Here is a 25,215-nt window from a genome sequence, read left to right on the forward strand (position 1 = left end):
GCCGGCGCGGAACGGTGGCTAGTCCACCGCCGTCCCGTCCGGGCTGCTCACCCGCCGTCGGTCCGGGTCTGCCGGCGGGTGGCGTGGAGCGCGGTCACCGCTGCGCCACCTCGCCGTCGACGTACACCCACCGCGCACCGCGCCTCTCGAACGAGCTCCGCTCGCGCAGCTCGCCCGGCACGCCGTCGCGCTCGTACGCCGCCACGAACTCGACCCAGTCCTCGCCCGACCCCACCACCGTGAGCCCGGTCCAGGTGAGAAGGGGGTCGAGGGAGAGGTCGTCCGGCCGCGTGCGCGGATGCCACGTGCGGAAGACGTAGCCGGTGTCGCCGACCGCGTAGGCGGCGTACCGCGACCGCATCAGCTCCTCGGCCGTCCCGGCGACGGCGGGGCCGCGGTGCAGGCGGCCGCAGCAGGCGTCGTACACCTCGGCGGAGCCGCACGGGCATCGCTGTTGGAGCGGCATGTCCGCAATGTATCCGGAGACCGGTCCCGCCTCTTGCCCGCCCGGCGTAGCGTGGCGGCCGTGAGTGCTCCCTCCACCCCGCCGCAGATCAGCACGGTCGGAGAGCTGCGCGCCTCCGGCCACATCCAGAGGTCCCTGCGCGAGGAGCTCCGCGACAACCTCCTCGCCGCCCTGCGCGAGGGCCGGGACCCGTGGCCCGGGCTGCACGGCTTCGAGGACACCGTCATCCCGCAGCTCGAGCGGGCGCTGATCGCCGGTCACGACGTGGTGCTGCTCGGCGAGCGTGGCCAGGGCAAGACCCGGCTGCTGCGCACCTTGGTGGGCCTGCTCGACGAGTGGACCCCGGTGATCTCCGGCTCGGAGCTCGGCGAGCACCCCTATGAGCCGATCACCCATGCCTCCCGGGCCGCCGCCGCGTCGTACGGCGACGACCTGCGCGTCTCGTGGCGGCACCGCGACGAGCGGTACGCCGAGAAGCTGGCCACCCCCGACACCAGCGTCGCCGACCTCATCGGTGACGTGGACCCGATGAAGGTCGCGGAGGGCCGCTCGCTCGGTGACCCGGAGACCATCCACTTCGGCCTGATCCCGCGCAGCCACCGCGGCATCGTCGCGATCAACGAGCTGCCCGACCTGGCCGAGCGGATCCAGGTCGCGATGCTCAACGTGATGGAGGAGCGCGACATCCAGATCCGCGGCTACGTGCTGCGGCTCCCGCTGGACGTGCTCGTCGTCGCGAGCGCCAACCCCGAGGACTACACCAACCGCGGCCGGATCATCACGCCGCTCAAGGACCGCTTCGGCGCGGAGATCCGCACGCACTACCCCACCGAGCTCGAGGACGAGGTCGCGGTGATCCGCCAGGAGGCCGAGCTGGTCGCGCAGGTGCCGGACGCGCTGATGGAGGTGCTGGCGCGGTTCACCCGCCAGCTGCGCGAGTCCAGCGCGGTCGACCAGCGCTCGGGCGTCTCGGCGCGCTTCGCGATCGCCGGCGCCGAGACCATCGCCGCCGCCGCGCTGCACCGCGCCACCGTCCAGGGCGAGGGCGAGGCCGTCGCGCGGGTCGTCGACCTCGAGACCGCGGTCGAGGTGCTCGGCGGCAAGGTCGAGTTCGAGAGCGGCGAGGAGGGCCGCGAGGCCGAGGTCCTCACCCACCTCCTCCGCACCGCGACGGCCGAGACCGTCCGCGCGCACTTCCACGGGGTCGACTTCGCGCTGCTGGTCGACGCCATCGAGGCCGGCGCCATGGTCACCACCGGCGAGCAGGTCACGGCCCGCGAGTTCCTCACCGGCCTGCCCGTGCTGGGAGAGTCCGAGCTCTACGACGACGTCTGCGACCGGCTCGGCGCCACCAACGACGGCCAGCGCGCGTGCGCGATCGAGCTCGCGCTCGAGGGCCTCTACCTCGCCCGCAAGATCGGGAAGGACACCGACGGCGCGGAGACCGTCTATGGCTGAGTCCCCGCCCATGCCGACACCCACGCCCTACCCCGACCAGGTCTGGATGCGCAGGGATCCCTCGTGAAGGACCGCACCCGCTTCAAGCGGTACGACGGCGGCGACCCGCTCGCCCCACCGGTCGACCTCGCCGAGGCCCTCGACGCGATCGGCGAGGACGTGATGGCGGGCTACTCGCCCGAGCGCGCGATGCGCGAGTTCCTGCGCCGCGGCGGACGCGACCAGGCCGGCCTCGACGACCTGGCCCGGCGGGTGGCCGAGCGCCGGCGCGAGCTCACCCAGCGGCACAACCTCGACGGCACGCTCGAGGAGGTCCGCGAGCTGCTCGACCACGCGCTGCTCGAGGAGCGCAAGCAGCTCGCGCGTGACGCGATGATGGACGACGCCGACCGCGCGTTCCGGGAGATGCAGCTGGGGAGCCTGCCGCCGAACACCGCGGCCGCGGTCAGCGAGCTGTCGTCGTACGACTGGCAGAGCCGCGAGGCCCGCGAGGACTACGAGAAGATCAAGGACCTGCTCGGCCGCGAGCTGCTCGACCAGCGGTTCGCCGGCATGAAGCAGGCGCTGGAGAACGCGACCGACGAGGACCGCGCCGCGGTCAACGAGATGCTCGGCGACCTCAACGACCTGCTCGAGAAGCACCGGCTCGGCGAGGACACCCAGGACGACTTCGACGAGTTCATGGCCAAGCACGGGGACTTCTTCCCGGAGAACCCGCGCAACATCGACGAGCTCCTCGACTCCCTCGCCGAGCGCTCGGCCGCGGCCCAGCGGATGCTCAACTCGATGTCGCCCGAGCAGCGGCAGGAGCTGATGGAGCTCTCCCAGCAGGCCTTCGGCTCGCCGCAGCTCTCCGACGCGCTCGACCGGCTCGACGCCAACCTCCAGGCCCTGCGGCCCGGTGAGGACTGGGGCGGGTCGGAGCAGATGTCCGGCGACGAGGGACTCGGGCTCGGCGACGGCACCGGCGTCTTCTCGGACCTCGCCGACCTCGACACGCTCGCCGAGCAGCTCTCGCAGTCCTACGGCGGCGCCCGGATGGACGACGTCGACCTCGACAAGCTCGCGCGGCAGCTGGGCGACCAGGCCGCCGTGGACGCGAGGACGCTCCGACGGCTGGAGCAGGCCCTGCACGACTCCGGCTACATGAGGCGCGGCACCGACGGGCAGTACCGCCTGTCCCCGAAGGCGATGCGCCAGCTCGGCAAGGCGCTGCTGCGCGACGTCGCCGAGCGGATGTCGGGCCGGCAGGGGCAGCGCGAGCTCCAGCGTGCCGGCGCGGCGGGCGACCTGTCGGGGGCGACCCGGCCGTGGGCCTTCGGCGACACCGAGCCGTGGCACGTCCCGCGCACGATCCTCAACGGCGTGCTCCGCCGGGCCGGCGCCCCGGCCGGGCCGCGCCTGTCGATCGACGACGTCGAGGTCCAGGAGACCGAGGCGCGGACCCAGGCCGTGGTCGCGCTGCTCGTCGACACGTCGTTCTCGATGGCCATGGACGGGCGCTGGGTGCCGATGAAGCGCACCGCGCTGGCGCTGCACACGCTGATCCGGTCCCGCTTCCGCGGCGACCACCTCCAGCTGATCGGCTTCGGCCGGCACGCCGAGGTGATGGAGATCGAGCAGCTCACCGGCCTCGACGCGATGTGGGACAAGGGCACGAACCTCCACCACGCGCTGCTGCTCGCGAACCGCCACTTCCGCAAGCACCCCAACGCCCAGCCGGTGCTGCTGATCGTCACCGACGGCGAGCCGACGTCGCACCTCGAGCCCGACGGCCACGTCTACTTCTCCTACCCGCCGCACCCGCTCACGGTCGCGTACGCCGTCCGCGAGCTCGACAACGCGGGTCGGCTCGGCGCCCAGGCCACGTTCTTCCGCCTGGGCGAGGACCCGGGCCTGGCCCGGTTCATCGACCAGATGGCCCGCCGCGTCGACGGGCGGGTCGTCGCGCCGGAGCTCGACGACCTCGGTGCGGCCGTCGTCGGGTCGTACCTCGGCTCCCGCGGCCCGTCCGGTCTCGGCGGGGGCGGCGGCTACGGCGACTGGTTCGGCGGCCGGGGGTTCTGGGTCGGCGACTGACCCTGCTCGTCGCCGGCCAGCTGGTCGTCGGCATGGAACCGGGCGCACCGGGTCACCGGCAGGCCTGACCCGTGGGCACCACCCGAGACTGGCCATCGTCACCGGCGCCGACTCCGGCATCGGTCAGGCGACCGCGAAGCTGCTGGCGACCGAGGGGCACGACGTCGGCATCACCTTCCATACCGACGAGGAGGGCGCTCGGGCGACCGCCGAGGAGATCGGCAAGCGCGGGCAGCGCTGCGTCGTCGAGCGGCTCGACGCCGACCGGCCGGACGCCGACCAGGTCGTCGACCGGCTCGCCGAGCAGCTCGGCGGCGTCGGCGTGCTGGTCAACGTCGCCGGCACCGGGCGCTCCTCGAAGGCCCTCGACCTCGACCTCGCGACCTGGCGGCACGTGCTGGCCACCGACCTCGACGGGCCGTTCCTCTGCGCCCAGGCCGCGGCCCGACGCATGGTGGCCGCGGGGCACGGCGGCCGGATCATCAACGTCACCAGCGTGCACGAGCACGTGCCGCGCCTGGGCGCGGCGGCGTACTGCTCCGCCAAGGCGGGCCTCGGCGCGCTGACCAAGGTCCTCGCGCTCGAGCTCGCCGAGCACGGCATCGCCGTCAACGCGGTGGCGCCGGGCGAGATCGCCACGGAGATGACCGGCATGGACGAGTCCGAGGCCTACGACCAGGAGCGACCGGGCAACCCCCTCGGCCGGCCCGGCCACGTCGTCGAGGTCGCGTCGGTGATCGGCTTGCTGGCGTCCCCGCGCGCGGCGTACGTCACCGGCTCGTCCTACGTCGTCGACGGTGGTCTCATGCTGATGGCCGCGCACGGTCACGACGAGGCGACGGACTGGCGCACGGTCTGAGCACGTCCGGTCAGTCGGGGTAGGTGCTGGCGGACCCCCTCTCCCAGTGGGCGCAGGGCCGCGTGTTGGTGCGGCGCACCCCCGCGCACGGGGGCATCCGCTCGGGCGGCTCGAGCTCGTCGGTGTGGACGTCGCGCACCATCACCTCCCGCACCGGCTGGTAGGCCTTCTGGACCACGAGGCAGTCGCAGCGCACCGCCTGCGAGCGGAACCGCCTCTCCAGCGCGGTGGCCGTCGGCGAGCGCAGGTCGCGGAACCGCGTCGCCCACAGCAGCGAGGAGTCGCAGCCGAACTCCGCCACCATCCGCGCCACGAAGCACACCAGGCACTCGCCCTCCTGTGGCTCCCGCTCCGCCACCGCCCGGAGATAGTGCTCGACCTCGACCACGCCGCTCGTGCTGCTCATGAGACCTGTATAGGCGCTGCCACCGACAGTCGGGTTGGATGACGAGGTGGACATGACCGTCGTGATCGTCAACGTCGTCGGCTGGCTCGGGATGGCCCTGCTGGTCAGCGCCTACGCGCTCGTCACGGCGGGCCGGATGCCCGGGACCGGACTGCTGTTCCAGTTGATGAACCTCTCCGGCGGCGCGTTCCTCATGGTCAACTCCGCCTGGTACAGCGCCTGGCCCTCGGCCGCGCTCAACCTGGTGTGGGTGGTCATCGGGGTCGTCGGCCTCGCCCGGGCGGCCCTGCGCACGCGGCCGGTCGCCCGCGGCGCCGCCTAGAGGCCGGGTGCAGGTACGCCGCGAGCTCCTCGATCCCGTCGACCAGCCGGGTGCCGGGGCGGGCCCACGCGGCGTTGGCGTCGACCGCGTGCACCGGTACGCCGGCCGGAAGCACGTCCGAGGCCACGAGCTCGTCCGCGAGCGACCGCGCGCCGGCCAGGTCGTAGCCGCAGGGCGCCACGACCACCACGTCCGGGTCCACCGAGTGCACGGTCTCCCAGAGCACCCGCTCGGACTTCGCGCCGGCCGTGCCGAGCACGCACGACCCGCCGGCGGCCTCGATCATCTCCGGGACCCAGTGGCCGGGGGAGTAGGGCGGGTCGGTCCACTCCAGCAGCACGACCCGGGGGCGCGGCAGGCCCGCGACCCGCCCGCGGACCGCGGCCAGTCGGGAGCGCAGCGAGGCCACCAGCTCCTCCGCGGCGGACAGGTGGCCCGTGACCCGACCGAGCGTGACGATCGACTCGAGGACCTCGTCGATCGTGTGCGGATCGATGGTGAGCACCTCGGCTCGGCAGCCGAGGTAGGAGAGCGCGTCGTCGACCACGGAGACGTCGACCGCGCAGACGGCGCAGAGGTCCTGGGTGACGACCAGGTCGGGGTCGAGCTCGGCGAGCGCGTCGGCGGCCAGGTGGTAGAGGTCCTCCCCGCGCGCCATCGCGCCGGCGACGTACGTGTCGATCTCCGCGGGCGTCAGCCCCTCGGGGAGCGCCGAGGTGGAGACGATCCGCCGGCTGCGGGCCTCGGGCGGGTGGTCGCACTCGAAGGTCACGCCGACCACGTCGTCGCCGGCCCCGATGGCGAAGAGGATCTCCGTGGTGGAGGGGAGGAGGGAGACGATCCGCACCTCTCCACCCTAGGAGCCTCAGGACGACCTCCGTGTCCGGCCCGGCGCCGGCTCGGAGAGAATGGCGCCGATGGACGACCCCTCCGCCGCCGTGCTCGCCCTGCTCGGTCTCGCAGCGCTCGCGGCGGGGTTCGTGGACGCGGTGGTCGGCGGCGGCGGGCTGATCCAGCTGCCGGCGCTCCTGCTCGGCATGCCGAACGCCACGCCGGTCCAGGTGCTCGCCACGAACAAGGTGGCGTCGATCTGCGGGACGACGGTGAGCGCGGCGACGTACTACCGCCGGATCAAGCCCGACCCGCGGACGTTCCTGCCGCTGATGGCGCTCGCCTTCCTCGGGTCCGCGGCGGGTGCGGCGGTCGCGAGCCTGATCCCGCGGGAGGCCTTCGAGCCGATCGTGCTGGTCGCGCTGGTCGTGGTCGGCGGCTACGTGCTGTTCAAGCCCGAGCTCGGCGAGCAGACCGCGCTGCGCTTCCAGGGTCACCGCCACCTGGTCGCGGCGATGGTCACCGGCCTCCTCGTCGGCTTCTACGACGGCGCGCTCGGCCCGGGCACCGGCAGCTTCTTCGTGTTCACGCTCGTCGGGCTGATGGGCTACTCGTTCCTCGAGGCCTCCGCGAAGGCGCGGCTCGCCAACTGGGCCACGAACCTCGCCGCGATCCTGGTCTTCGCGCCGCAGGGCGCGATCGTCTGGCAGGTCGCGATCGTCATGGGCCTGGCCAACGTCGTGGGCGGGTACGTCGGCGCGCGGACCGCCGTCTCCCGCGGCGCGCGCTTCGTCCGCGTGTTCTTCATCGTGGTCGTGTCGGCCTTCGTGGTGACCCTCGGCGGAGACGTCCTGGGCGCCTGGTGAGCGCGCTGTGGTGAGCTACCTGACCCTCGCCCGACCCGCCGAGGCCGCGATCGAGGTCAAGCGCTCGCGGTTCCTCTGCACGCTCCGCCGGGTCGAGGACGAGGCGGCCGCCCGGGCGGTCGTCGACGGCCTCCGCAAGCAGCACTGGGACGCGCGGCACCACTGCTCGGCCTTCCGCCTCCACCCCGATGTCGAGCGGTCCTCCGACGACGGCGAGCCGGCCGGTACGGCGGGCGCTCCCATGCTCGAGGTGCTCCGTGGCCACGCCGTGAGCGACGTCGTCGCGGTCGTCACCCGCTGGTTCGGCGGCACGCTGCTCGGGGCCGGCGGGCTCGTGCGTGCCTACGGCGACGCGGTCCGGGCCGCGCTCGACGAGGCCGGGACGCTGCGCCGGAGCCTGGTCCGCGAGCACCTGCTCGACCTCGACCACGCGGACGCCGGGCGGGTCGAGAGCGACCTGCGGGCGCGCGGGGTGGCGGTCGTCGGGACGGAGTACGCCGCCCGGGTGACCCTCCGCCTCGGCGTACCTCCCGAGGAGGAGGCGCGGCTGGCCGCGCTGGTCGCCGAGCTGACCGCGGGCGCCGCGGAAACCCGGGTGGCAGGGGAGCGGTGGGTCGATAGCCTCGACGCATGAGCGTTGTGGTGGACCTGGGGGACCTCCCCGAGCGGCTGCGGGAGTTCGACCGCGGCTACCTGCTGAGCAGCCGGGACGGGCTGGTGAAGGCGGTGTCGGTCCGCGCGGTCGCCGAGGACGGGACGCTGCTCGTCGCGGCACCGGGCCGCGGGTCGGTCGCGAACGTCGGCTCCAACCCGGCCGTCACGCTGCTGTTCCCGCCGCTGGAGAGCCCCGGCATGACGCTGCTCGTCGACGGCACCGCCGCCGCCGAGGGCGACGACGTGCGGGTGACGCCCACCGGCGCGGTGCTGCACAAGGCGGTGTCGTGACGACGTCCCCGTCCTGGGTCACGGCGTTCCTCGACTTCGCGCCCGGCGACCTCGAGCGCGGCGCGGAGTTCTGGCGGGACGTGACCGGCTACCGCCTCTCCGCCCGGCGCGGGCCGGCCGGGGAATTCGCGTCGCTGGTGCCGCCGGACGGCGACGACCACCTCCGCGTCCAGGGGCTCGCCGCCGGCGACGGGCGCCTCCACCTGGACCTGCACGTCGAGGACCCCACCCGTGCCGCCGAGGCCGCGATCGAGCTCGGGGGTCACGTGCTCGTGCGGCACGAGGACGGGTACGTCGTGCTGCGCTCGCCCGGCGGGTTCGACTTCTGCTTCGTCGCCCACCCCGCCACCCGACGCCCCGCGCCGACGGCGTGGCCCGGCGGCCGGTCGATGGTCGACCAGGTCTGCCTCGACGTGCCGCCGTCGGCGTACGACGTGGAGGTGGAGTTCTGGCGGGCCCTGACCGGCTGGGAGCTCGACCCCGACGTCGACCGGGAGTTCGCGCGCCTCGAGCCGCCGGACGACCAGCCGCTGCGGTGGCTGATCCAGCGGCTCGACGACGAGGCGCCCGCCGTGACCGCGCACCTCGACCTGTCGGCCGACGACCGGGAGGCCGAGGTCGAGCGGCACGTCGCGCTCGGCGCCACCCGCGGCGCCGTCCACGACTGGTGGACCGTGCTGACCGACCCGGTCGGCACGACGTACTGCATCACCCGGAGGACGCCTCGATGACCCGTCTCGACCCGCCCACCCACGGCGGCGAGCGCGAGCTGCTGGTCGCGTTCCTCCAGTACCACCGCGACACGCTGCGGATGAAGTGCGAGGGCCTCGACCGGCAGCAGCTCGCGGCCGCGCTGCCGCCGTCGGACATGGCGCTCGGCGGCATGGTCAAGCACCTCGCGCTCGTCGAGAACTCCTGGCTGCGCGACCGGCTGGCCGGCGACGGGCTGAGCGAGCCGTGGCGGTCGACCGACTGGGACGCCGACGAGGACTGGGACTGGCACAGCGCCGTCGAGGACACGCCCGAGCAGCTCTGGGCGCTCTACGACGAGATGATCGCCGACGTGGACGCGGTCATCGCGGCGCACGACCTCGACCACCTGTCCGCCGTGCCGTCGCGCAGCGGCGAGCCGTTCAGCCTGCGCTGGATCCTGCTGCACCTGATCGAGGAGTACGCGCGCCACAACGGCCACGCCGACCTGATCCGCGAGTCGATCGACGGGCGGACCGGCGAGTGACGATCCGCCCGATGACCTCGGCGGACTGGCCGCAGGTGTGGGACTTCTTCGACGAGATCGTGCAGGCCGGCGAGACCTATGCCTATCCGGTCGACCTCACGTCCGAGGCGCCTGGCACTCGAGCCGGCAGCGTCGTCTCGCACGTGATTCATCACGGTAGGCAGGCGAGTCCGCGCTCCCCGCGCCATACCCACCAGGGGAAGTGCAGCTTCATCTGCCTACCGTGATGAATCGGCACCGGCCCGACAGTCGGCAGCTGCCGTGCGGCGGCCGAACCACGCGAGCCCGGAAGTCGCTCTCGGGAGGTGGCCCCCTCGGACGCCGGGCACGCCCAGCCCCGGCCAGTGAGTGAGCAGGTTCGCGACCGGCGTGCCGGCCACGGGGCGCGAGCAGCCGTCAGCGGGGCTGGTGCAGGCAGAGCACGTTGCCGTCGGGGTCGAGGAACCACGCCGCCAACGTGCTGCCGTCGTCGAAGACGTGGTCGACGGTGGTGAATCCGGGCTGGTCGTAGTCCTCGAACGCGACGCCGCGCGACGTCAGCGCCGCGATCTCCGCACCGATGTCGTCCACCTCGAAGCTCATCGCGGTGTTGGGGGAGGGCCGCGCGTCGGGCAGGACTCGCAGGACCAGCTGGGACCCGCCCGCGAGGCGGTAGGCCGACTCGCCGCTGGCGTCGTTCGTCCCCGCGAAGGGAAGCCCGAGGCGGGTCTCGTAGAACTCCTGGGATCGCGCGGCGTCCCGGATCGGGAGCATCACCGCGACTGCGCTGTCGTTCAGTGACATCTGTCCAGGGTGCGCCGCTTCCGGCGCGGCGGCATGCCCCGATCAGGGTATTCAGTCTCCGGCGAAGCCGGGGAGCGACTCGGTGAGGATCTGCCGGAACGGCGCCTCGCACTCGAGCTGGCAGAGCACGCCCACGCCGGCCAGCCAGGTGCGGTGGATGAGCAGGTAGGACGGCGGCAGGTTCAGCTTCATGCCGACCGTGTACGCCGGGCTGCGGGGGTCGTTGATGCGCGCGAACTGGGTGCGCATCCACTCCCGGCTGAACCGGAACCGCTCCACCTTCGTCGGCTCGACGAACGGCGCGAGGTAGTCGAGCAGCAGCCGCGGGTCGACGGTGATGCGCTCCTTGATGAAGCCCTCGCGGCGCAGGCCGGCGACCAGCTCGTCGAGGTCCTCCTCGCCGGCGATGTGCAGCAGCCGCCCCATCGCCTCGGGCAGGCCGCGCTCGGGCAGCCGGGCGACGGCGCCGAAGTCGAGCACGCCCAGCCGGCCGTCGGGCAGGACGCGGTAGTTGCCCGGGTGCGGGTCGGCGTGCAGCATCCCGGTCCGCGACGGGCCGGAGAAGAGGAACCGCACGAGCAGCTCGCCGTAGTGGTCGCGCTCCTCCTGGGTGCCGTCGCGGATGATCGACGCCAACGACGCGGTGCTCTCCAGCCACTCGGTGACGAGCACGGTCGCGCCGACCTCGACCACGTCGGGCACGACGATCGCGGGGTCGTCACGGAACGCCTCCGCGAACGTCCGCTGCGCCTCGGCCTCGAGCTCGTAGTCCAGCTCGTCCTTCGCGCGGTCCTGGAGCTCGGCGACCAGCGGCTTGAGGTCGACGCCCGGGACCAGCGGCGCTGCCGTCCGGGCGACGCGGGAGAGCTGGCGCAGGTCGGCCAGCAGCGCCTCGCCGGCGCCGGGGTACTGCACCTTGACCGCGACCTCGCGTCCGTCGTGCCAGCGGCCCTGGTGGACCTGGCCGATCGACGCGGCGGCGGTCGGGCCGCCGTCGAGCCAGACCAGCCGTTCCCTCCAGTCCGGTCCGAGGTCGCGCTCGAGGATCTCGCGCACGGTCTGGGTCGGCATCGGGGGCGCGGCGTCCTGGAGCCGGGTCAGGTGCTCGCGGTACGGCCCGGCCATCTCCTCCGGGAACGCCGCCTCCAGCACCGACAGCATCTGCCCGACCTTCATCGCACCGCCCTTGAGCTCCCCGAGCGTGCGGAACAGCTGCTCGGCGGTCCGCTGTTGGATCTCCGACATCACCGCGTCCGCGGGCTTGCCGCCGATGCGCTTGCCGAGCCCGAGCGCGCTGCGGCCGGCGTACCCGAGCGGGAGCGCGGCCAGCTTCGCCGTCCGCGCCACGGCCTTCCTGGGGACCTCGGTCACCCTTTCATTGTGACCGAGGCCCCCAGCCGGAGGTCAGGCGGCCGGCGTCGCACTCGGTGCGTCAGTGGGCGTCTCGGTGGGCGTCTCGGTGGGCGTCTCGGTGGGCGTCTCGGTGGGCACGTCGGTCGGCATGTCGGTCGGCATGTCGGTCGGCATGTCGGTCGGCATGTCGGTCGGCATGTCGGTGGGCACGTCGGTCGGCGACTGTGCCGCCTGGCACGCCTCGAGACGCTGCTGAGCCTTCGCCAGCCGCTGCTGCTGCGCCTTCTTGGCCGTCTTGGCGGTGGCCTCGGCGGCCCTGGCCTCGGCGAGCTGCTTGCGCGCCGCGGCCTTCTCCCGACCCGTGGCCTCGGCGACGGCCTCCTCGGCCTCGTCGGTCGCCTGCTGCTTGCGCTCGAAGACGGCGGTCAGTCGTGCCAGCGCGTCCTCGGCCTTGGCGACCTGGGCATCCTGGCGGGCACAGGGCACCGCCGGGTCGTGTGGGCCCTGGGCCTGGGCCGTGGCGACGGCGGTGAGACCGGCGACGAGGACGACGCCGGCGGCGGATGCTGAGAGCACCCTGGTGATGATCTGCATTTAACTGATCCCTTCGGTTGCGGTGCCTGACATGAGGAATATCGGCCGGGATTTGCACCGACTTGAGGGTCAGCTGGGCTTCCGCCGAATCGATGGTCGCCTCGTGGTCTGTCCGGCGGGACGAACGCCCCGGCGGATCCGAGCCATCCCCAGATACGGGACGCCGCGTGGCGGGCCCGCGCCTAGAGTCGTGCGGGTGGACAAGGCCAGGCCATGATCCTCGTCACCGGTGCCAGCGGCAACGTCGCGTACCCGCTGCTGGAGAACCTCGACGACGCGGCCGCGCCCGCCACGGCCATGGTTCGGACGGATGCCGGTGCCGTGGACCTGCCGCCCCGCGTGAAGCACGTGGTCGGTGCCCTGGACGACCCGCCCCCGCCGGAGGTGCTGCGGCAGTTCGACCAGGTCTTCCTGCTCAGCCCGGAGATCGAGGGGCAGGCGGAGATGGAGATCATCTTCATCGACGCCCTGGTCGGCGCGGGACATCGGCCGCGCATCGTGAAGATGGCCTACGACGGGTTCCAGGACCCCGACTGCGCCGTGCGGTACATGCAGAACCATCGCCTGATCGCCACCCATCTGGACCGCACCGGTCTGCCGGTCGTGTACCTGGCGCCCACGTTTGTTCATGGAGGAGCTGCTGGGATCCATCGACGCCATCCGGGACGAGGGACTGCTGCCCGTTCCGGCGGGTGCGGCCCAGGTGGCCATCGTGGCCGCGCGCGACGTGGCCGATGTCGCGGCCGCGGTCCTCACCGGTGAGGCGGAGGTCGACGACGGCGACCTGCTGGTGCTCACCGGTCCGGAGGCGCTGAGCTTCGCCGACGTCGCCGCGCGGATCTCGACCGTGTTCGCGCGGGACGTGGAGTACGACCCCGTCACTGCGGACGTTGCACGCTCGGCACTGCGCGAGGCAGGCCTCTCGTCATGGCAGGTGGACGGGTGCCTGGAGCTGTACGAGTGGATCAGCCACGACGCCATGGGTCGGGTCACCGAAGACGTCCGGAAGTCGACCGGCCGTGAGCCGCGGCGGCTGGAGGACTGGCTCGGCGAGGCGCGGGGCGCGTTTCTCCGGCCCGCGGGCACCTCGCCGCCGCGATTCTGACCCGCCCCGACCGTCAGGTCCGAGGTCAGGCGGCCGTAGCGACATGGCCGTGCGGGCGGCCCGGGTCGTCGTCGACCGGTGCCGGGTCACCGGCGCGAAGCGCCTCGAGCTGGGCGCACACTGCGACTCCGTAGAAGAGCGCCATCGCGGACAGCAACGACCACAGGAGCAGGGCCACGATTCCCGCCAGTGGGCCGTAGATGCTGCCGAACGACGAGCTGACCTGCACGTACGCCGCAAGGCCGGCCGTCGCCAGCATGCTGAGCACCACCGCGGTTCCCGAGCCCAGGGCGAGCCAGGACAGCGCGGGTTGCCGTCGCCGCGGCGCGTGGTCGAGCACAACGGCGATCGCGAACACCAGCAGCACCGTCCCGACCGGCCAGCGCGCCAGCTGCCACGCGGTCACCACGCCGGGGGACCAGGCGTACTGGTCGGCCATGGCGTCGGCGAAGGCGCCCCCCGCGACCAGCAACAGGAAGCCCAGGCCGACCGGGAGCGCCAGCACCCCGGTGAGCACGGCCGCGCGGCCGTACTTCGCCACCGCCGGTCGGTCTCGCCGGATCCCGTAGATCCGGTTCGCACCCCGCTCGACCTGCCCCATCGCGGCGATCATCGAGGCCAGCGCCAGCACCAGGCCGACCACGAGCGCGAGCTCGCCGGCCTCCTCGCTGGAGTTCGAGCCGGTCACCGCGCTCGCCAGAGCGTCGCTCCCGCCGGACCCCGGAGAGATCTGCTGGATCGTCGCCGCGACCACCCGGGAGGGACGCTCCTGGTCGAGGTCCGCCGACAGGCCGGTCAACGCCAGCAGGAACGGGATGACCGCCAGGCAACACTGCAGCGCGAGGGCACGACTGTTGGTGAAGCCGTCGCCGTAGCGGAACCGCACGAAGGCCGCCACCGCGATGTGGGCCAGTCCGTGGCGGCGGGACAGGTGCCAGGCGTCCTCGACGTCGAGCTCCTCCCCGTCCATCTCGGTGGTCACCGGGACGGTGCGCGCGGTGGTCATGCGGGGATTGAACCACCCCGGACATGACGACCCCGCCTCACCTCGAACCGGCGAGCGTGCCTGCGTCGACACCCTCGAGCACCGCACGCACTCAGCCGCCGATGACGGTGCCCCTGAACCACAACCAGAACCTGCCAGCTACGCGCGTGCGCGTCGTCGGACCGTCGACGGCGTCGGGGTGCCGTCCGAGGGCCGCACGGAGTCCGAGGGTGCGGGATCGTCGGCGGATGCCGCGGGGGCTCGACTGGTGGGGCCCAGAACGCCGCGCCAGCGTGACGATCGGCTTCACGATCGGCGTGGGGCGGAGCTCCCGGGGTCCCGGCCTTCGCTGGAGGTCGCCAGCTCGCGGTCGATCCAGCGCCCGATCACCTCGACCACGTAGGCCCGCTCGTCGCGGTCGAGCCGGTGCCCCTTCGCGATGCCGTGCCAGGTCTCCAGACAGTTGCGGCAGCAGGTCGCGGTGGCGTGCTGGGCCACGAAGACCGGGTGGTTGCGGTAGGGGGTCTGCCGGCCGTCGTTGCGCGGCTCGGCCGGCGCCAGCCGCTCCGCGATGATCTCCGCGGCGTGAGCCCGCATGGTCTGCGGACCGCGCAGCTCAGCCGTGGCCCGCTCGCGCCCGCGCAGGTGGAACCGCCGCCCGAACGGTCGCGCGCTGGCGCGGTCGATCCGGTCATCGATCTCGGCGGGGTCGGGCACGCCCCCAGACTAGGCACGGGATGCTGGCCGGCGACGAGACCAGGGACGGCCGGGTCCCCGTGGGGCTGCGGACCTCGGCTGGACCCTCAGACGGTGACGGGTTGACCTCCGGTGACGGCGAGGACCTCGCCGGTGATGTAGCTGGACTCGGGCGACGCCAGGTACACGAACGCGGTTGCGACCTCCGCGGGCTGCCCGGCGCGGCCCAGCGGCGTCTGCTCACCGAACGACTCGACCTTCTCCTCCGGCATCGTGGCCGGGATGAGCGGGGTCCAGATGGGCCCGGGCGCGACCGAGTTCACCCGGATCCCCTGCGCCGCGACCATCGAGGCGAGACCACGGGTGAAGTTCGCGATGCCGGCCTTCGTGGTCGCGTAGTCCAGGAGCTCCGGAGACGGTGAGGACGCCTGCACCGACGAGGTGTTGATGATCGAGCTGCCTGCCCCCATGTGCGGGAGCGCCATCTTGCACAGCCAGAACATGGCATACAGGTTCGTCTTCAGCATCCGGTCGAACTGCTCGGTGGTGATGTCCGCGATGCCCCCGGGCTGCGCCATCTGGAACGCCGCGTTGTTGACGAGGATGTCGATCCGGCCGAACTCCTCGACCGTCCGGTCCACCAGCGCTCGGCACGCCTCCTCGCGGGTCAGGTCGGAAGGCACCAGGACCGCCTTGCGCCCCGCGTCCTCGACCAGTCGTGCGGTCTCGCGACCGTCCTCGTCCTCTCCCTCGAGGTAGCAGACCACGACGTCGGCACCTTCGCGGGCGAACGCCAGCGCCACCGCGCGACCGATCCCCGAGTCGCCGCCGGTGATGATCGCCACCTGGTCGGCGAGCCGGCCGTGGCCCACGTAGCTGTCCTCGCCGTGGTCCGGCTCGTCACCCATCGCCGCCGTGATCGACTGCTCCGCCCCCGGCGGGGGCAGCTGTGCGCCCTCGGTGTCGGGTTGATCGTGCTTCGTGGTCGGGTCCGGGCCTGCCGGCCCGACCGGTCGTTCAGATCGTTCGTCGGTCATCTCGGAGTCCTTCGTCGCGGGCATCGGCCGGTGGTGGACCGCCTGTACCCGCGACGTCCCGCGGAAAACGACGCAGCGCACGAGCAGCCGCGATCCGTGCGTCGTACGGACGTCAGCTCACGGCGTGCCAAGCGCACGAAGGGCCCCGCAAGGTGGCCGCTCCGCCGCACAGCAGTGGGTTCATGCGCGCCTTCTGGCGTCCGCATCTGCCGCGATACGTGGACCCGGCGTCGCTAGCTGAGACCGTGAGCGTTGGCGGTGGCCGTTGCGCCACCAGGGGGCTCAGGTCTCGACGAGCTCGATGTCGAAGCCGACCGTGAGGCCGTCGACGTTCGAGGTGGTGGTACGCACGGTGGCATCGCCGTCGGAGCTGGAGGTGACCTCGCAGGTGGCGGACTCGCCCTTCACACCGATCAGCTCACCGTCGCAGGTGACTCCGGTGACCGTGATCCCCTGGTCGGTGAAGTAGCCGTCGACGGCCGATGCGAGCTCGGTCTCGGAGATGAACAGGGTCTGGCTGAACTCGACCTCCTCGCCCTCGACGGCGTCCACCGTGAGCCGGATGCCGGTGCTGGTGCCGGCCGCCGTGACCTCGCAGTCCTGGGTCCCGCCGACTGTGGCGGTCAGGTCGCCCTCGCAGGCGACCTTGACCTGGTCGGCGTCCTGCCCGGTCACCCGGGAGGCCACCTCCTCCTCGAGCTGCGCCTGGGTGACCGTGGGGTCGCCGGATCCGACCGAAGCCTCGCCGCTGCAGGCACCGAGCAGTGGGACCGCCAGGGTCAGCACCGTCAGCAGGCCTGCCGTAGCAGTGGAACCGGGGAACATGGGCATCGCAACCTCGCCCAGAAAAGGGCGCCCGAGGGCGGACCGTAGGAGGAGCAGTCTGTCGTCGTTGCGCGGTGTCGGCCCCTGGATCGGTCATTTTGCCCCACCCGATCTTGCTGCGATGTCCCAGTAGACCCCGCCAACTCGATGGGAAGTACGCAACGCACCGTGTGCAGCGGCTTCACGGAGATGACGATGGGCCCCACGCCGGCGACGTGGGGCCCACCAGTAGAGGTCAGGCGGTCGCGGGGAACTTCACGCCGGTGTTCGCGTGACAGCGGTAGCCGAACGGGTTCTTCGCGAGGTACTGCTGGTGCGCGTCCTCGGCGTAGAAGTACGGCGTCTCGCTGGCCGGGCGGATCTCGGTGGTGATGTCGCCGAGCCGGCGGCGCTTGAGCTCGTCGCCGTAGACCTGGGTCAGCTCGCGCGCGGTCCGCTCCTGCTCGAGCGTCGTGAAGTAGATCGCCGACCGGTACTGCGTGCCGACGTCGTTGCCCTGGCGGAAGCCCTGGGTCGGGTCGTGGACCTCGAAGAACGTCTTCACCAGGTCGGCGTAGGACACCTGGCTCGGGTCGAACACGATCCGCACCGCCTCGGTGTGGTTCGTGCCGCCCGTGCAGACCTCCTCGTAGGTCGGGTTGGGGGTCGTTCCGCCGGCGTACCCGACCGACGTCGACCAGACGCCCGGGACCTGCCAGTAGATCTCCTCGGCGCCCCAGAAGCAGCCCAGGCCGAACACGGCCACCTCGTAGCCCTCCGGCGCCTCGTCGGTCACCAGGGGCGTGCCCAGGACGAGGTGCTTGTCCGCGAGCGCCCACGGGCGCTCGGTGCGGCCCGGCAGCGCCTGCTCCGGCGCGACCAGCTGGGACTTGCGGGTGAGGAACACGGGGTCTCCTTCGACTCGGAGTGATGATGCACAGTCTGTAACACCGGCCGGTCGCGTGACGTTCCCGCACGCACCTGACATATCTGCCGGGTCCCGCCGCGTCAAACCGCGCAGATGTGTCAGGTGCGTGGACCACACCGGCCCCGGCTAGCCTCGACAACATGAGCGAGCAGCAGCACCGCCACAAGTCCGGCTTCGAGACGCGTGCGATCCACGCGGGGTACGAGCCCGACGCGGCGACGGGGGCGGTGATCCCGCCGATCTACGCGACCAGCACGTACAAGCAGGACGGCGTGGGCGGGCTGCGCGGCGGCTACGAGTACAGCCGCAGCGCCAACCCGACCCGCACGGCGCTCGAGGGCAACATCGCGGCGCTGGAGCAGGGGGAGCGGGGGTTCGCCTTCGCCTCGGGCCTGGCCGCCGAGGACACCCTCGTCCGCAGCATCTGCCGCCCCGGCGACCACGTGGTGATCCCGGACGACGCCTACGGCGGCACGTTCCGGCTCTTCGACAAGGTCGAGCAGGTGTGGGGGCTGGAGCACAGCCCGGCGCCCGTGCACGACCCGGAGAAGGTCGCGGCGGCGATCCGGCCCGGCCGGACGAAGGTCGTCTGGGTCGAGACCCCCACCAACCCGCTGCTCAACATCGGCGACATCGCGGCCCTGGCCACGGTCGCCCACGACGCGGGCGCGCTGCTCGTCGTCGACAACACCTTCGCCTCGCCGTACCTCCAGCAGCCGCTCACGCTGGGCGCGGACGTCGTCGTGCACTCGACCACGAAGTACTGCGGCGGCCACTCCGACGTCGTCGGCGGCGCCCTCGTCGTCAAGGACCTCGGCCTCGCCGAGCAGGTCGCCTTCCACCAGAACGCGATGGGCGCGGTCGCCGGCCCGTTCGACTCCTGGCTCACGCTCCGCGGCCTCAAGACGCTCGCGGTGCGCATGGACCGCCACTGCGACAACGCCGAGAAGGTCGTCGACTTCCTCACCAGCCACCCCGAGGTCGGCGACGTGATCTACCCCGGCCTCGAGACGCACCCGGGCCACGAGGTCGCGCAGCGCCAGATGAAGCGGTACGGCGGGATGGTCTCGTTCCGGGTGCGCGGCGGTGAGTCGCACGCCCTCCAGGTCTGCGAGCGCACCGAGGTCTTCACGCTGGGCGAGTCGCTCGGCGGCGTCGAGTCGCTGATCGAGCACCCGGGCCGGATGACCCACGCCAGCGTCGCCGGCACCGATCTCGAGGTCCCCGGCGACCTGGTCCGCCTCAGCGTCGGCATCGAGACCGCGGACGACCTGATCGCGGACCTCGAGCGTGCCCTCGTCTGACCCCCAGGAGGTCGTGGTCTGCGTCGACTTCGGCTCGACGTTCACCAAGGCGGTCCTGGTCGACCTCGACGCGGGCCGGATCGCCGCGCACGCCAGCCACCCCACCACGATCCACACCGACGTCCTGGACGGGTACGACGCCTGCCTGGCCGCGCTCACCGCGCAGGACGCCCGGGCGGCCCACGGCGAGGTGCTGGCCTGCTCCAGCGCGGGCGGGGGCCTGCGGATCGCCGTGGTCGGGAACGAGGAGCTGGTCACGGCCGAGGCCGGCCGGCGGGTCGCGCTGTCCAGCGGGGGGAAGGTCGTGCAGGTCGTGGCCATGGCGGACGGCGGCCTCACCGACCTGAACGACCCCGACGTCGTGCTGCTCACCGGCGGCACCGACGGCGGCAACAGCGAGGTCCTCCTCGACGCCGCCCGCCGGCTCGCCGCGACCTGGACCGGCCCCGTGGTCGTCGCCGGCAACGTCGACGCCCAGCCCGAGGTCAGCGCCGTCCTGGCCGGCCGGCCGCACGTGCTCGCGGACAACGTCGTGCCGCGCATCGGCGTCCTCGCGCCGGAGTCGGCGCGGGCCGCGATCCGGGAGGTGTTCCTGGCCCACGTCATCGGCGGCAAGCACCTCAGCGCGCGCGCCGACTTCACGAGCATGGTCCGCGGCGCCACCCCCGACGTCGTGCTCAGCGGGGTCGAGGTGCTCGCCCGGGTGACCGGCGACGTCGTGGTCGTCGACGTCGGCGGCGCCACCACCGACGTGCACTCGGTGGTCGAGGTCGACCCGGACTCGGTCGGACGCGAGGTGGTGGCCACGACCCGCGTCACCCGGACCGTCGAGGGCGACCTCGGCATGCGCTGGTCGGCGCTCACCACCGTCGCCGACCACCTGGAGCTCCGGGCGGCGGCACAGGAGCGCCACGACGACCCCGGGTTCCTCCCCGACACCGACGAGGAGCGGGAGGCCGACGAGGAGATCGCGCGGATCGCGGTCGGGACCGCCCTGCGCCGGCACGCCGGCCGCAGCCAGGTCGTCGTCGGTCCGGACGGCCGCGTCGTCGAGCGCACCGGCAAGGACCTGCGCGAGGTGGACCTGCTCGTCGGCTCGGGCGGCGTGCTCCGCAACGGCCGCCCCGGTGTGGCCGACCGGGTGCTCGCCGGCAGCACCGGGGAGGTCGAGGGCGGGTGGCAGCTGCCTCGCAGCCCCCGGGTCGTCGTCGACACCGAATCCGTCCTCGCGGCGGTCGGGCTGCTCGCGGCGGAACATCCCGAGGTGGCGCACCGGCTGGCGGCTAGCCTGTCGCCGTGAGCAACGACGCTGACGGCCCCGCCCTGGAGACCCCAGACGGGGGCCCGCGTCGCCGGCTGCCCATCGTCAACCTCCGGCACCGCCTCGGATCACCGGACGAGACCGAGGAGAGCATCGCCTCCCGGATCGTCCACCAGTGGGCCGCGATGCGCGACGAGCGCCGCGCCGGGCCCGCCCCGATCACCGGCGGCCGCTCGAACTTCAGCCGCGCGCAGGTGCCCTGGGGCGTCGACCTCGCGGCCGCGTGGGCCTGGCGCTTCCTGGTCATCGCGGCGGCGGCGTACGTCGTCCTCTGGCTGGTCGCGTTCTTCGCCGTGGTCGCGGTCCCGCTGGCGATCGCGATCCTCATCTCCGCGCTGGCGATCCCCGCCGTCGACGGTCTCCAGCGGATCGGGGTCCCCCGGGGGCTGGCGGCGTTCGTCGTCGTGCTGATCGGCCTGGGCTTCGTCGCCTCGCTGCTGACCTTCGCCGGCCAGCAGGTGGCCAACGGCGCGCAGGACCTCGCCGACCAGGCGTCGGCCGGCCTGGGCGAGATCAAGAACTGGCTGCGCGACGGCCCGCTGCACGCCAGCGACTCGCAGATCAACGACTACATCAAGCGCACGCAGGACGCGCTCGCCTCGACCGGCGAGAGCGTCGACCTCAGCAACGTCACCGAGGTCGGTACGGCGCTCGGGCACGTGTTCGCCGGCTTCTTCATCGTGCTGTTCTCGACCTACTTCTTCCTCGCCGACGGCCAGCGGATCTGGGCCTGGCTGGTGCGCATCGCCCCGCGCGCAGCCCGCCCGCACGTGGACAGCTCGGGCCGGGTCGCCTGGATCTCGCTCACCCAGTTCGTCCGCGCGACGGTGATCGTCGCGCTCGTCGACGCCATCGGCATCATGATCGGCGCCGCGGTGCTCCAGGTGCCGTTCGTGCTGGCGATCGGCGTGCTGGTCTTCCTCGGCGCGTTCGTGCCGATGGTCGGTGCCACGGTCGCCGGCACGGTCGCGATCCTGGTCGCGCTGGTCGACCAGGGCCCGATCACCGCCCTGCTGATGCTGGCCGTCGTCATCGGCGTGCAGCAGATCGAGGGCCACATCCTCCAGCCGTTCCTCATGGGCCGCTGGGTCTCGCTCCACCCGCTCGGCGTGATCGTGGCGATCGCCTGCGGCGTCATCGTGGCCGGCATCGCGGGCGCGCTCGTGGCCGTGCCCCTGGCCGCGGCGCTCAACGCCGTCGTCCAGCACCTCGCCGCCAACACCGAGGTGGGGGCCGACGACCCGGTCGAGGAGCTCGAGGAGGACTACGAGGAGACAGGGGTGACCGTGGAGGTGCCCGGGGAGGAGCCGCATGACTGAGATCCCGTCGGTCGGGCTGGCCGACATCGAGGCGGCCCGCGAGCTGCTCCGCGGCGTCGCGATCAACACGCCGATGGAGGAGTCCCGCTGGCTCTCCGACCTGGCCGGCGGCCCGGTCTGGCTCAAGTGCGAGAACCTCCAGCGCACCGGGTCGTTCAAGACCCGCGGTGCCTACGTCCGCATCTCCCGGCTCACTCCCGAGGAGCGCGCGCACGGCGTGGTCGCGGCCTCCGCCGGCAACCACGCCCAGGGCGTCGCGCTGGCCGCGCAGATGCTCGGCATCCGGGCCACGATCTTCATGCCCGAGGGCGCGCCGATCCCCAAGGAGAAGGCCACCCGGGGGTACGGCGCCGACGTGACCTTCCACGGCCAGTACCTCGAGGACGCGCTCGCCGAGGCCCGGGCGTTCGCCGAGCGCACCGGCGCGGTCCTCATCCACCCCTTCGACCACCCGGACATCGTGTCCGGCCAGGGGACCGCCGGGCTGGAGATCCTCGAACAGGTGCCCGACGTGCGCACCGTGCTCGTGCCGACCGGCGGCGGCGGCCTCCTCGCCGGCATCGCGATCGCGATCAAGGCGCTGCGGCCCGACGTGCGGATCATCGGGGTGCAGGCGGCCGAGGCGGCGGCGTACCCCGCCTCGCTGGCGCAGGGCTCACCGGTGGCGCTGGCCTCGATGAACACCATGGCCGACGGCATCGCGGTCGGGCTGCCCGGCCAGGTGCCGTTCGCGGCCGTCCGCGACCACGTCGACGAGATCGTGACCGTCACCGAGGAGGGCCTCTCCCGGGCGGTGCTGGCGGTGCTCGAGCGCGCCAAGATGCTGGTCGAGCCGGCCGGCGCGGCCGCGGTCGCGGCGTTCACCGAGCACCCCGACGTGATCGAGACGCCCGCGGTCGCCGTGCTCTCCGGGGGCAACATCGACCCGATCCTGCTGGGCAAGGTGATCACCCACGGCATGGCCGCGGCCGGCCGCTACCTCAACCTCCGCGTCTGCATCCCCGACCTGCCGGGCGGTCTCGCGCGGCTGCTCGGCGACGTCTCGGCGGTCGGCGCCAACGTGCTCGAGGTCGTGCACGAGCGCATCTCGCCGTCCCTCAACCTGCACGAGGTCGAGGTGCACCTCCAGCTGGAGACGCGCGGCGAGCCGCACACCGAGGCCCTGCTCGCGCGGCTGCGCGAGCACGGCTACCGGGTGGACGAGTAGGAGTCAGCCTGTGAAGGGGACCGCGTCCAGGATGACGACCTGGAGCTCCTTGCCGTTGGGCGCGAGGTAGCTGACGGTCTCGCCCTTGCTGCGGCCGTTGATGGCCGCGCCGAGCGGTGAGGACGGCGAGTAGACGGTGATGCCGTCGGGCTCGATCTCGCGGGCCCCGAGCAGGAAGGTCTCGGCCTCGTCGTCGTCGTCACCCACGAACTTGTACGTGACCTTCATGCCGGGCTCCACCACGCCGTCGTCCGGCGGGGTCTCGCCGACCTCGGCGCGGCGCAGCATGTCCTCGAGCTGCCGGATCCGGCCCTCGAGCTTGCCCTGCTCCTCGCGGGCGGCGTGGTAGCCGCCGTTCTCCTTGAGGTCGCCCTCGTCACGAGCAGCGCTGATCCGGGCGATGACCTCCTGGCGGCCGGGACCCTTGAGGTGCTCCAGTTCGGCGGTGAGCTTGTCGTGGGCGTCCTGGGTCAGCCAGATGGTGCCCTCGGTCGACTGCGTCATCGGGAAACTCCTGCTACGTCGAGGTACGACGGAACCGGTCCGTCGTCGTCGGGTGGTGCCCCGCCCGACCGTGTGCGACACGGACCGTGCGTCATCGCCAGGGCCGTGTGCGGGACGGCCCTGCGGGACAGTCAGTCCGACCACTGTAACAACAGCAGGGTCAGCGGGGGCGATTCTGGCCCGGGGCCGTGCAGCCCATCAGCTCGACCGAGGTGGCCTCGCGCTCGGTGCGGACCTCCTGCCGGGAGGTGCCGCTGCCGGTCGGGGTGAACACCAGCTCGCCGACGACGACCTTGTCCTCGGCGTACGCCCGGAGCTTGCAGGACGCCTCGACGTCCTCGTCGCCCAGGCGGACCTGGACGCGCGCCGTGGCGGCGTGCTCGTCGACGACGTCGAAGGAGACCAGCTCGGACTCCACCTCGGGGGTCACCTGGGCCCAGATCGTCCACCCCAGCCACCCCAGGAACGCCGCCGCGAGCACGACGGCGATGCCGACGACGATCCGCCCGCGCCGGCCCGACGGTCCGCCGTACCGGTCGGCGAGGTCGGTCGGCGCGTTCACGCTCAAATGGTGACATCTACGATTGCCGGGTGACACAGCAGCCCCGCGCCGGCCTCCGGCTCATGCACGTCCACGCCCACCCCGACGACGAGTCGTCGAAGGGCGCCGCCAGCACCGCCATGTACGTCGCCCAGGGCGTCGACGTGCACGTGGCGACCTGCACCGGCGGCGAGCGCGGCTCCATCCTCAACCCGAAGATGGACCGCCCGGACATCCTCGAGAACATCACCGAGATCCGGCGCCAGGAGATGGAGCGCGCCCGCGACATCCTCGGCATCCGCCAGGACTGGCTCGGGTGGGTGGACTCCGGCTGGCCCGAGGGCGACCCGAAGCCCCCGCTGCCGGAGGGCTGCTTCGCGCTGGTGCCGCTCGAGGAGGCGGCCGCGCCGCTGGTGAGGCTGATCCGCTCGTTCCGGCCGCACGTGCTCACGACGTACGACGAGCGCGGGGGCTACCCGCACCCCGACCACATCAAGTGCCACGAGATCAGCGTGTACGCGTTCGAGGCGGCGGCCGACCCGGAGCGCTACCCCGAGCTCGGCGAGCCGTGGCAGGTGCTCAAGCTCTACTACCACCACTCGTTCAACAAGGCGCGGATGCAGGCGATCCACGACGCGATGATCGCCCACGGGCTGGAGTCCCCGTGGGCGGAGCGGCTCAAGGAGTGGAAGGACGAGCCCGAGTGGGACGCCCGCGTCACCACCCGGGTGCCGTGCTCGGACTACTTCGGGGTCCGCGACCAGGCGCTGCTCGCGCACGCCACCCAGATCGACCCGGACGGGTTCTGGTTCGCCATCCCGCGCGAGATCCAGGTCGACACCTGGCCGACCGAGGACTACGAGCTCGTCGTGAGCCACGTCAACTCCCCGACGCCGGAGGACGACCTGTTCGCCGGCATCACCGACCCCCTCTGAGAAACTGGCGCCATGCAGCTCCTCACCGTCCTGCCCGACCTCGCGACCCTCGTGCTGGGCGTGCTCGACGAGATGCCCGAGGAGGAGGACGTCAAGGCCGGCTGGATCGCGTTCGCCCTCTTCATCGGCCTGATCATCGCGGTCGCCCTGCTCGGGTTCAGCCTGGTCAAGCACCTGCGCAAGGCGGAGGCCGCGGAGGCGGCGGGGCTCTACGACCCGTCGGGCAGGAGGCGGTCGGCGCGGGTCGAGATCCCCGAGGAGACCCCGGAGGCCGAGGAGACCCAGAGGTCCGAGAGGACCGAGGAGCCTCCTACCTCCTGACCAACCGCA

At 72.6% G+C, this 25,215-nt stretch carries 31 protein-coding genes; 18 read left to right on the forward strand and 13 right to left on the reverse strand.

Annotated elements, in window-relative coordinates; genetic code table 11:
* Positions 1 to 94 precede the first annotated feature (94 nt).
* Complete coding sequence (locus ACYQ0U_RS11190; RefSeq protein WP_459972739.1) at positions 95 to 466, reverse strand: YchJ family protein; 372 nt, start codon at positions 464 to 466, stop codon at positions 95 to 97.
* Between the two features lie 60 nt (positions 467 to 526).
* On the opposite strand from ACYQ0U_RS11190, the gene ACYQ0U_RS11195 reads away from it, so the two are divergent.
* The 3 genes from ACYQ0U_RS11195 to ACYQ0U_RS11205 all read left to right on the forward strand — a co-directional run bounded on the left by ACYQ0U_RS11195 (position 527) and on the right by ACYQ0U_RS11205 (position 4,862).
* Positions 527 to 1,924, forward strand: a complete 1,398-nt coding sequence (locus ACYQ0U_RS11195; RefSeq protein WP_459972743.1) for a MoxR family ATPase — start codon at positions 527 to 529, stop codon at positions 1,922 to 1,924.
* 63 nt (positions 1,925 to 1,987) lie between these two features.
* On the forward strand, positions 1,988 to 4,003 hold the full coding sequence (locus tag ACYQ0U_RS11200) for a vWA domain-containing protein (RefSeq protein ID WP_459972746.1): 2,016 nt from the start codon (positions 1,988 to 1,990) through the stop codon (positions 4,001 to 4,003).
* Complete coding sequence (locus tag ACYQ0U_RS11205) at positions 3,894 to 4,862, forward strand: SDR family oxidoreductase (RefSeq protein WP_459972748.1); 969 nt, start codon at positions 3,894 to 3,896, stop codon at positions 4,860 to 4,862. The genes ACYQ0U_RS11200 and ACYQ0U_RS11205 overlap by 110 nt, the downstream gene beginning before the upstream one ends.
* Positions 4,863 to 4,872: 10 nt before the next feature.
* Here ACYQ0U_RS11205 and ACYQ0U_RS11210 read toward each other — a convergent pair whose 3' ends face one another.
* The gene (locus ACYQ0U_RS11210; RefSeq protein ID WP_459972751.1) at positions 4,873 to 5,268 is read right to left on the reverse strand and encodes a DUF2695 domain-containing protein; all 396 of its coding nucleotides are present in this window, start codon (positions 5,266 to 5,268) and stop codon (positions 4,873 to 4,875) included.
* Positions 5,269 to 5,320: 52 nt separating this feature from the next.
* On the opposite strand from ACYQ0U_RS11210, the gene ACYQ0U_RS11215 reads away from it, so the two are divergent.
* Positions 5,321 to 5,590 (forward strand): CBU_0592 family membrane protein, encoded by a 270-nt coding sequence (locus ACYQ0U_RS11215; RefSeq protein ID WP_459972753.1) that lies wholly within the window; start codon positions 5,321 to 5,323, stop codon positions 5,588 to 5,590.
* Here ACYQ0U_RS11215 and ACYQ0U_RS11220 read toward each other — a convergent pair.
* Positions 5,523 to 6,437, reverse strand: a complete 915-nt coding sequence (locus ACYQ0U_RS11220; RefSeq protein ID WP_459972755.1) for an ABC transporter substrate-binding protein — start codon at positions 6,435 to 6,437, stop codon at positions 5,523 to 5,525. The two genes, ACYQ0U_RS11215 and ACYQ0U_RS11220, sit on opposite strands and share 68 nt — an antisense overlap.
* A gap of 70 nt (positions 6,438 to 6,507) precedes the next feature.
* On the opposite strand from ACYQ0U_RS11220, the gene ACYQ0U_RS11225 reads away from it, so the two are divergent.
* From ACYQ0U_RS11225 to ACYQ0U_RS11250, 6 genes are read left to right on the forward strand one after another with little or no spacing between them, the layout of a single operon-like run.
* On the forward strand, positions 6,508 to 7,287 hold the full coding sequence (locus tag ACYQ0U_RS11225; RefSeq protein WP_459972758.1) for a sulfite exporter TauE/SafE family protein: 780 nt from the start codon (positions 6,508 to 6,510) through the stop codon (positions 7,285 to 7,287).
* Positions 7,288 to 7,297: 10 nt separating this feature from the next.
* Positions 7,298 to 7,921, forward strand: a complete 624-nt coding sequence (locus ACYQ0U_RS11230; RefSeq protein ID WP_459972760.1) for a YigZ family protein — start codon at positions 7,298 to 7,300, stop codon at positions 7,919 to 7,921.
* Complete coding sequence (locus ACYQ0U_RS11235) at positions 7,918 to 8,232, forward strand: pyridoxamine 5'-phosphate oxidase (RefSeq protein WP_459972762.1); 315 nt, start codon at positions 7,918 to 7,920, stop codon at positions 8,230 to 8,232. Before ACYQ0U_RS11230 ends, ACYQ0U_RS11235 begins: the two co-directional genes overlap by 4 nt.
* Positions 8,229 to 8,963 (forward strand): VOC family protein, encoded by a 735-nt coding sequence (locus tag ACYQ0U_RS11240; RefSeq protein WP_459972764.1) that lies wholly within the window; start codon positions 8,229 to 8,231, stop codon positions 8,961 to 8,963. Before ACYQ0U_RS11235 ends, ACYQ0U_RS11240 begins: the two co-directional genes overlap by 4 nt.
* On the forward strand, positions 8,960 to 9,469 hold the full coding sequence (locus ACYQ0U_RS11245) for a DinB family protein (protein ID WP_459972766.1): 510 nt from the start codon (positions 8,960 to 8,962) through the stop codon (positions 9,467 to 9,469). The genes ACYQ0U_RS11240 and ACYQ0U_RS11245 overlap by 4 nt, the downstream gene beginning before the upstream one ends.
* An 11-nt stretch (positions 9,470 to 9,480) precedes the next feature.
* Complete coding sequence (locus ACYQ0U_RS11250; RefSeq protein WP_459972769.1) at positions 9,481 to 9,696, forward strand: hypothetical protein; 216 nt, start codon at positions 9,481 to 9,483, stop codon at positions 9,694 to 9,696.
* Between the two features lie 169 nt (positions 9,697 to 9,865).
* Here the strand turns inward: ACYQ0U_RS11250 and ACYQ0U_RS11255 are convergent, their stop codons facing one another.
* The 3 genes from ACYQ0U_RS11255 to ACYQ0U_RS11265 are packed head-to-tail and all read right to left on the reverse strand — an operon-like array spanning position 9,866 to position 12,199.
* Positions 9,866 to 10,252 (reverse strand): VOC family protein, encoded by a 387-nt coding sequence (locus tag ACYQ0U_RS11255; protein WP_459972772.1) that lies wholly within the window; start codon positions 10,250 to 10,252, stop codon positions 9,866 to 9,868.
* 51 nt (positions 10,253 to 10,303) lie between these two features.
* Positions 10,304 to 11,623 (reverse strand): ABC1 kinase family protein, encoded by a 1,320-nt coding sequence (locus tag ACYQ0U_RS11260; RefSeq protein ID WP_459972774.1) that lies wholly within the window; start codon positions 11,621 to 11,623, stop codon positions 10,304 to 10,306.
* 33 nt (positions 11,624 to 11,656) lie between these two features.
* A complete protein-coding gene (locus ACYQ0U_RS11265; RefSeq protein WP_459972776.1) occupies positions 11,657 to 12,199 on the reverse strand; it encodes a hypothetical protein in 543 nt (180 codons plus the stop codon).
* Between the two features lie 213 nt (positions 12,200 to 12,412).
* On the opposite strand from ACYQ0U_RS11265, the gene ACYQ0U_RS11270 reads away from it, so the two are divergent.
* Together ACYQ0U_RS11270 and ACYQ0U_RS11275 are read left to right on the forward strand one after the other, a co-directional pair.
* Positions 12,413 to 12,961, forward strand: coding sequence for an SDR family oxidoreductase (locus tag ACYQ0U_RS11270; RefSeq protein ID WP_459972778.1), 549 nt, complete (start codon positions 12,413 to 12,415; stop codon positions 12,959 to 12,961).
* The gene (locus tag ACYQ0U_RS11275) at positions 12,912 to 13,304 is read left to right on the forward strand and encodes a Rossmann-fold NAD(P)-binding domain-containing protein (protein ID WP_459972780.1); all 393 of its coding nucleotides are present in this window, start codon (positions 12,912 to 12,914) and stop codon (positions 13,302 to 13,304) included. The genes ACYQ0U_RS11270 and ACYQ0U_RS11275 overlap by 50 nt, the downstream gene beginning before the upstream one ends.
* 25 nt (positions 13,305 to 13,329) lie before the next feature.
* Here the strand turns inward: ACYQ0U_RS11275 and ACYQ0U_RS11280 are convergent, their stop codons facing one another.
* The 5 genes from ACYQ0U_RS11280 to msrA form a co-directional block, all read right to left on the reverse strand.
* Complete coding sequence (locus ACYQ0U_RS11280; protein WP_459972782.1) at positions 13,330 to 14,310, reverse strand: YihY/virulence factor BrkB family protein; 981 nt, start codon at positions 14,308 to 14,310, stop codon at positions 13,330 to 13,332.
* A gap of 285 nt (positions 14,311 to 14,595) precedes the next feature.
* Positions 14,596 to 15,006 (reverse strand): DUF4186 domain-containing protein, encoded by a 411-nt coding sequence (locus ACYQ0U_RS11285; protein WP_459972784.1) that lies wholly within the window; start codon positions 15,004 to 15,006, stop codon positions 14,596 to 14,598.
* Between the two features lie 86 nt (positions 15,007 to 15,092).
* Positions 15,093 to 16,022, reverse strand: a complete 930-nt coding sequence (locus tag ACYQ0U_RS11290; protein WP_459972787.1) for a glucose 1-dehydrogenase — start codon at positions 16,020 to 16,022, stop codon at positions 15,093 to 15,095.
* Positions 16,023 to 16,304: 282 nt separating this feature from the next.
* Entirely contained in the window at positions 16,305 to 16,847 is a 543-nt protein-coding gene (locus ACYQ0U_RS11295) for a DUF4333 domain-containing protein (protein ID WP_459972789.1), read from the reverse strand.
* Between the two features lie 235 nt (positions 16,848 to 17,082).
* Entirely contained in the window at positions 17,083 to 17,733 is a 651-nt protein-coding gene (gene msrA, locus ACYQ0U_RS11300) for a peptide-methionine (S)-S-oxide reductase MsrA (RefSeq protein WP_459972791.1), read from the reverse strand.
* A gap of 161 nt (positions 17,734 to 17,894) precedes the next feature.
* Here msrA and ACYQ0U_RS11305 point away from each other — a divergent pair, with 161 nt between their 5' ends.
* From ACYQ0U_RS11305 to ilvA, 4 genes are read left to right on the forward strand one after another with little or no spacing between them, the layout of a single operon-like run.
* Positions 17,895 to 19,058, forward strand: a complete 1,164-nt coding sequence (locus ACYQ0U_RS11305; protein WP_459972794.1) for a cystathionine gamma-synthase — start codon at positions 17,895 to 17,897, stop codon at positions 19,056 to 19,058.
* Positions 19,045 to 20,358, forward strand: coding sequence for a glutamate mutase L (locus ACYQ0U_RS11310; protein WP_459972796.1), 1,314 nt, complete (start codon positions 19,045 to 19,047; stop codon positions 20,356 to 20,358). The genes ACYQ0U_RS11305 and ACYQ0U_RS11310 overlap by 14 nt, the downstream gene beginning before the upstream one ends.
* Positions 20,355 to 21,698, forward strand: coding sequence for an AI-2E family transporter (locus ACYQ0U_RS11315; RefSeq protein WP_459972800.1), 1,344 nt, complete (start codon positions 20,355 to 20,357; stop codon positions 21,696 to 21,698). The genes ACYQ0U_RS11310 and ACYQ0U_RS11315 overlap by 4 nt, the downstream gene beginning before the upstream one ends.
* The gene (gene ilvA, locus ACYQ0U_RS11320) at positions 21,691 to 22,905 is read left to right on the forward strand and encodes a threonine ammonia-lyase (protein WP_459972802.1); all 1,215 of its coding nucleotides are present in this window, start codon (positions 21,691 to 21,693) and stop codon (positions 22,903 to 22,905) included. Before ACYQ0U_RS11315 ends, ilvA begins: the two co-directional genes overlap by 8 nt.
* Before the next feature lie 3 nt (positions 22,906 to 22,908).
* Here ilvA and greA read toward each other — a convergent pair whose 3' ends face one another.
* Both greA and ACYQ0U_RS11330 read right to left on the reverse strand, forming a co-directional pair.
* Positions 22,909 to 23,409 carry a transcription elongation factor GreA gene (greA, locus tag ACYQ0U_RS11325; protein WP_459972804.1) on the reverse strand — a complete coding sequence of 167 codons (501 nt, stop codon included), beginning with the start codon at positions 23,407 to 23,409 and terminating at the stop codon, positions 22,909 to 22,911.
* 160 nt (positions 23,410 to 23,569) lie between these two features.
* Positions 23,570 to 23,971, reverse strand: a complete 402-nt coding sequence (locus ACYQ0U_RS11330; protein WP_459972806.1) for a DUF4307 domain-containing protein — start codon at positions 23,969 to 23,971, stop codon at positions 23,570 to 23,572.
* A 62-nt stretch (positions 23,972 to 24,033) separates the two neighbouring features.
* On the opposite strand from ACYQ0U_RS11330, the gene mca reads away from it, so the two are divergent.
* Both mca and ACYQ0U_RS11340 read left to right on the forward strand, forming a co-directional pair.
* Complete coding sequence (gene mca, locus ACYQ0U_RS11335) at positions 24,034 to 24,885, forward strand: mycothiol conjugate amidase Mca (protein WP_459972820.1); 852 nt, start codon at positions 24,034 to 24,036, stop codon at positions 24,883 to 24,885.
* A 12-nt stretch (positions 24,886 to 24,897) separates the two neighbouring features.
* The gene (locus tag ACYQ0U_RS11340) at positions 24,898 to 25,206 is read left to right on the forward strand and encodes a hypothetical protein (RefSeq protein ID WP_459972808.1); all 309 of its coding nucleotides are present in this window, start codon (positions 24,898 to 24,900) and stop codon (positions 25,204 to 25,206) included.
* The last annotated feature ends 9 nt before the right edge of the window (positions 25,207 to 25,215 follow it).

The sequence above is a fragment of the Nocardioides pyridinolyticus genome (assembly GCF_054653575.1).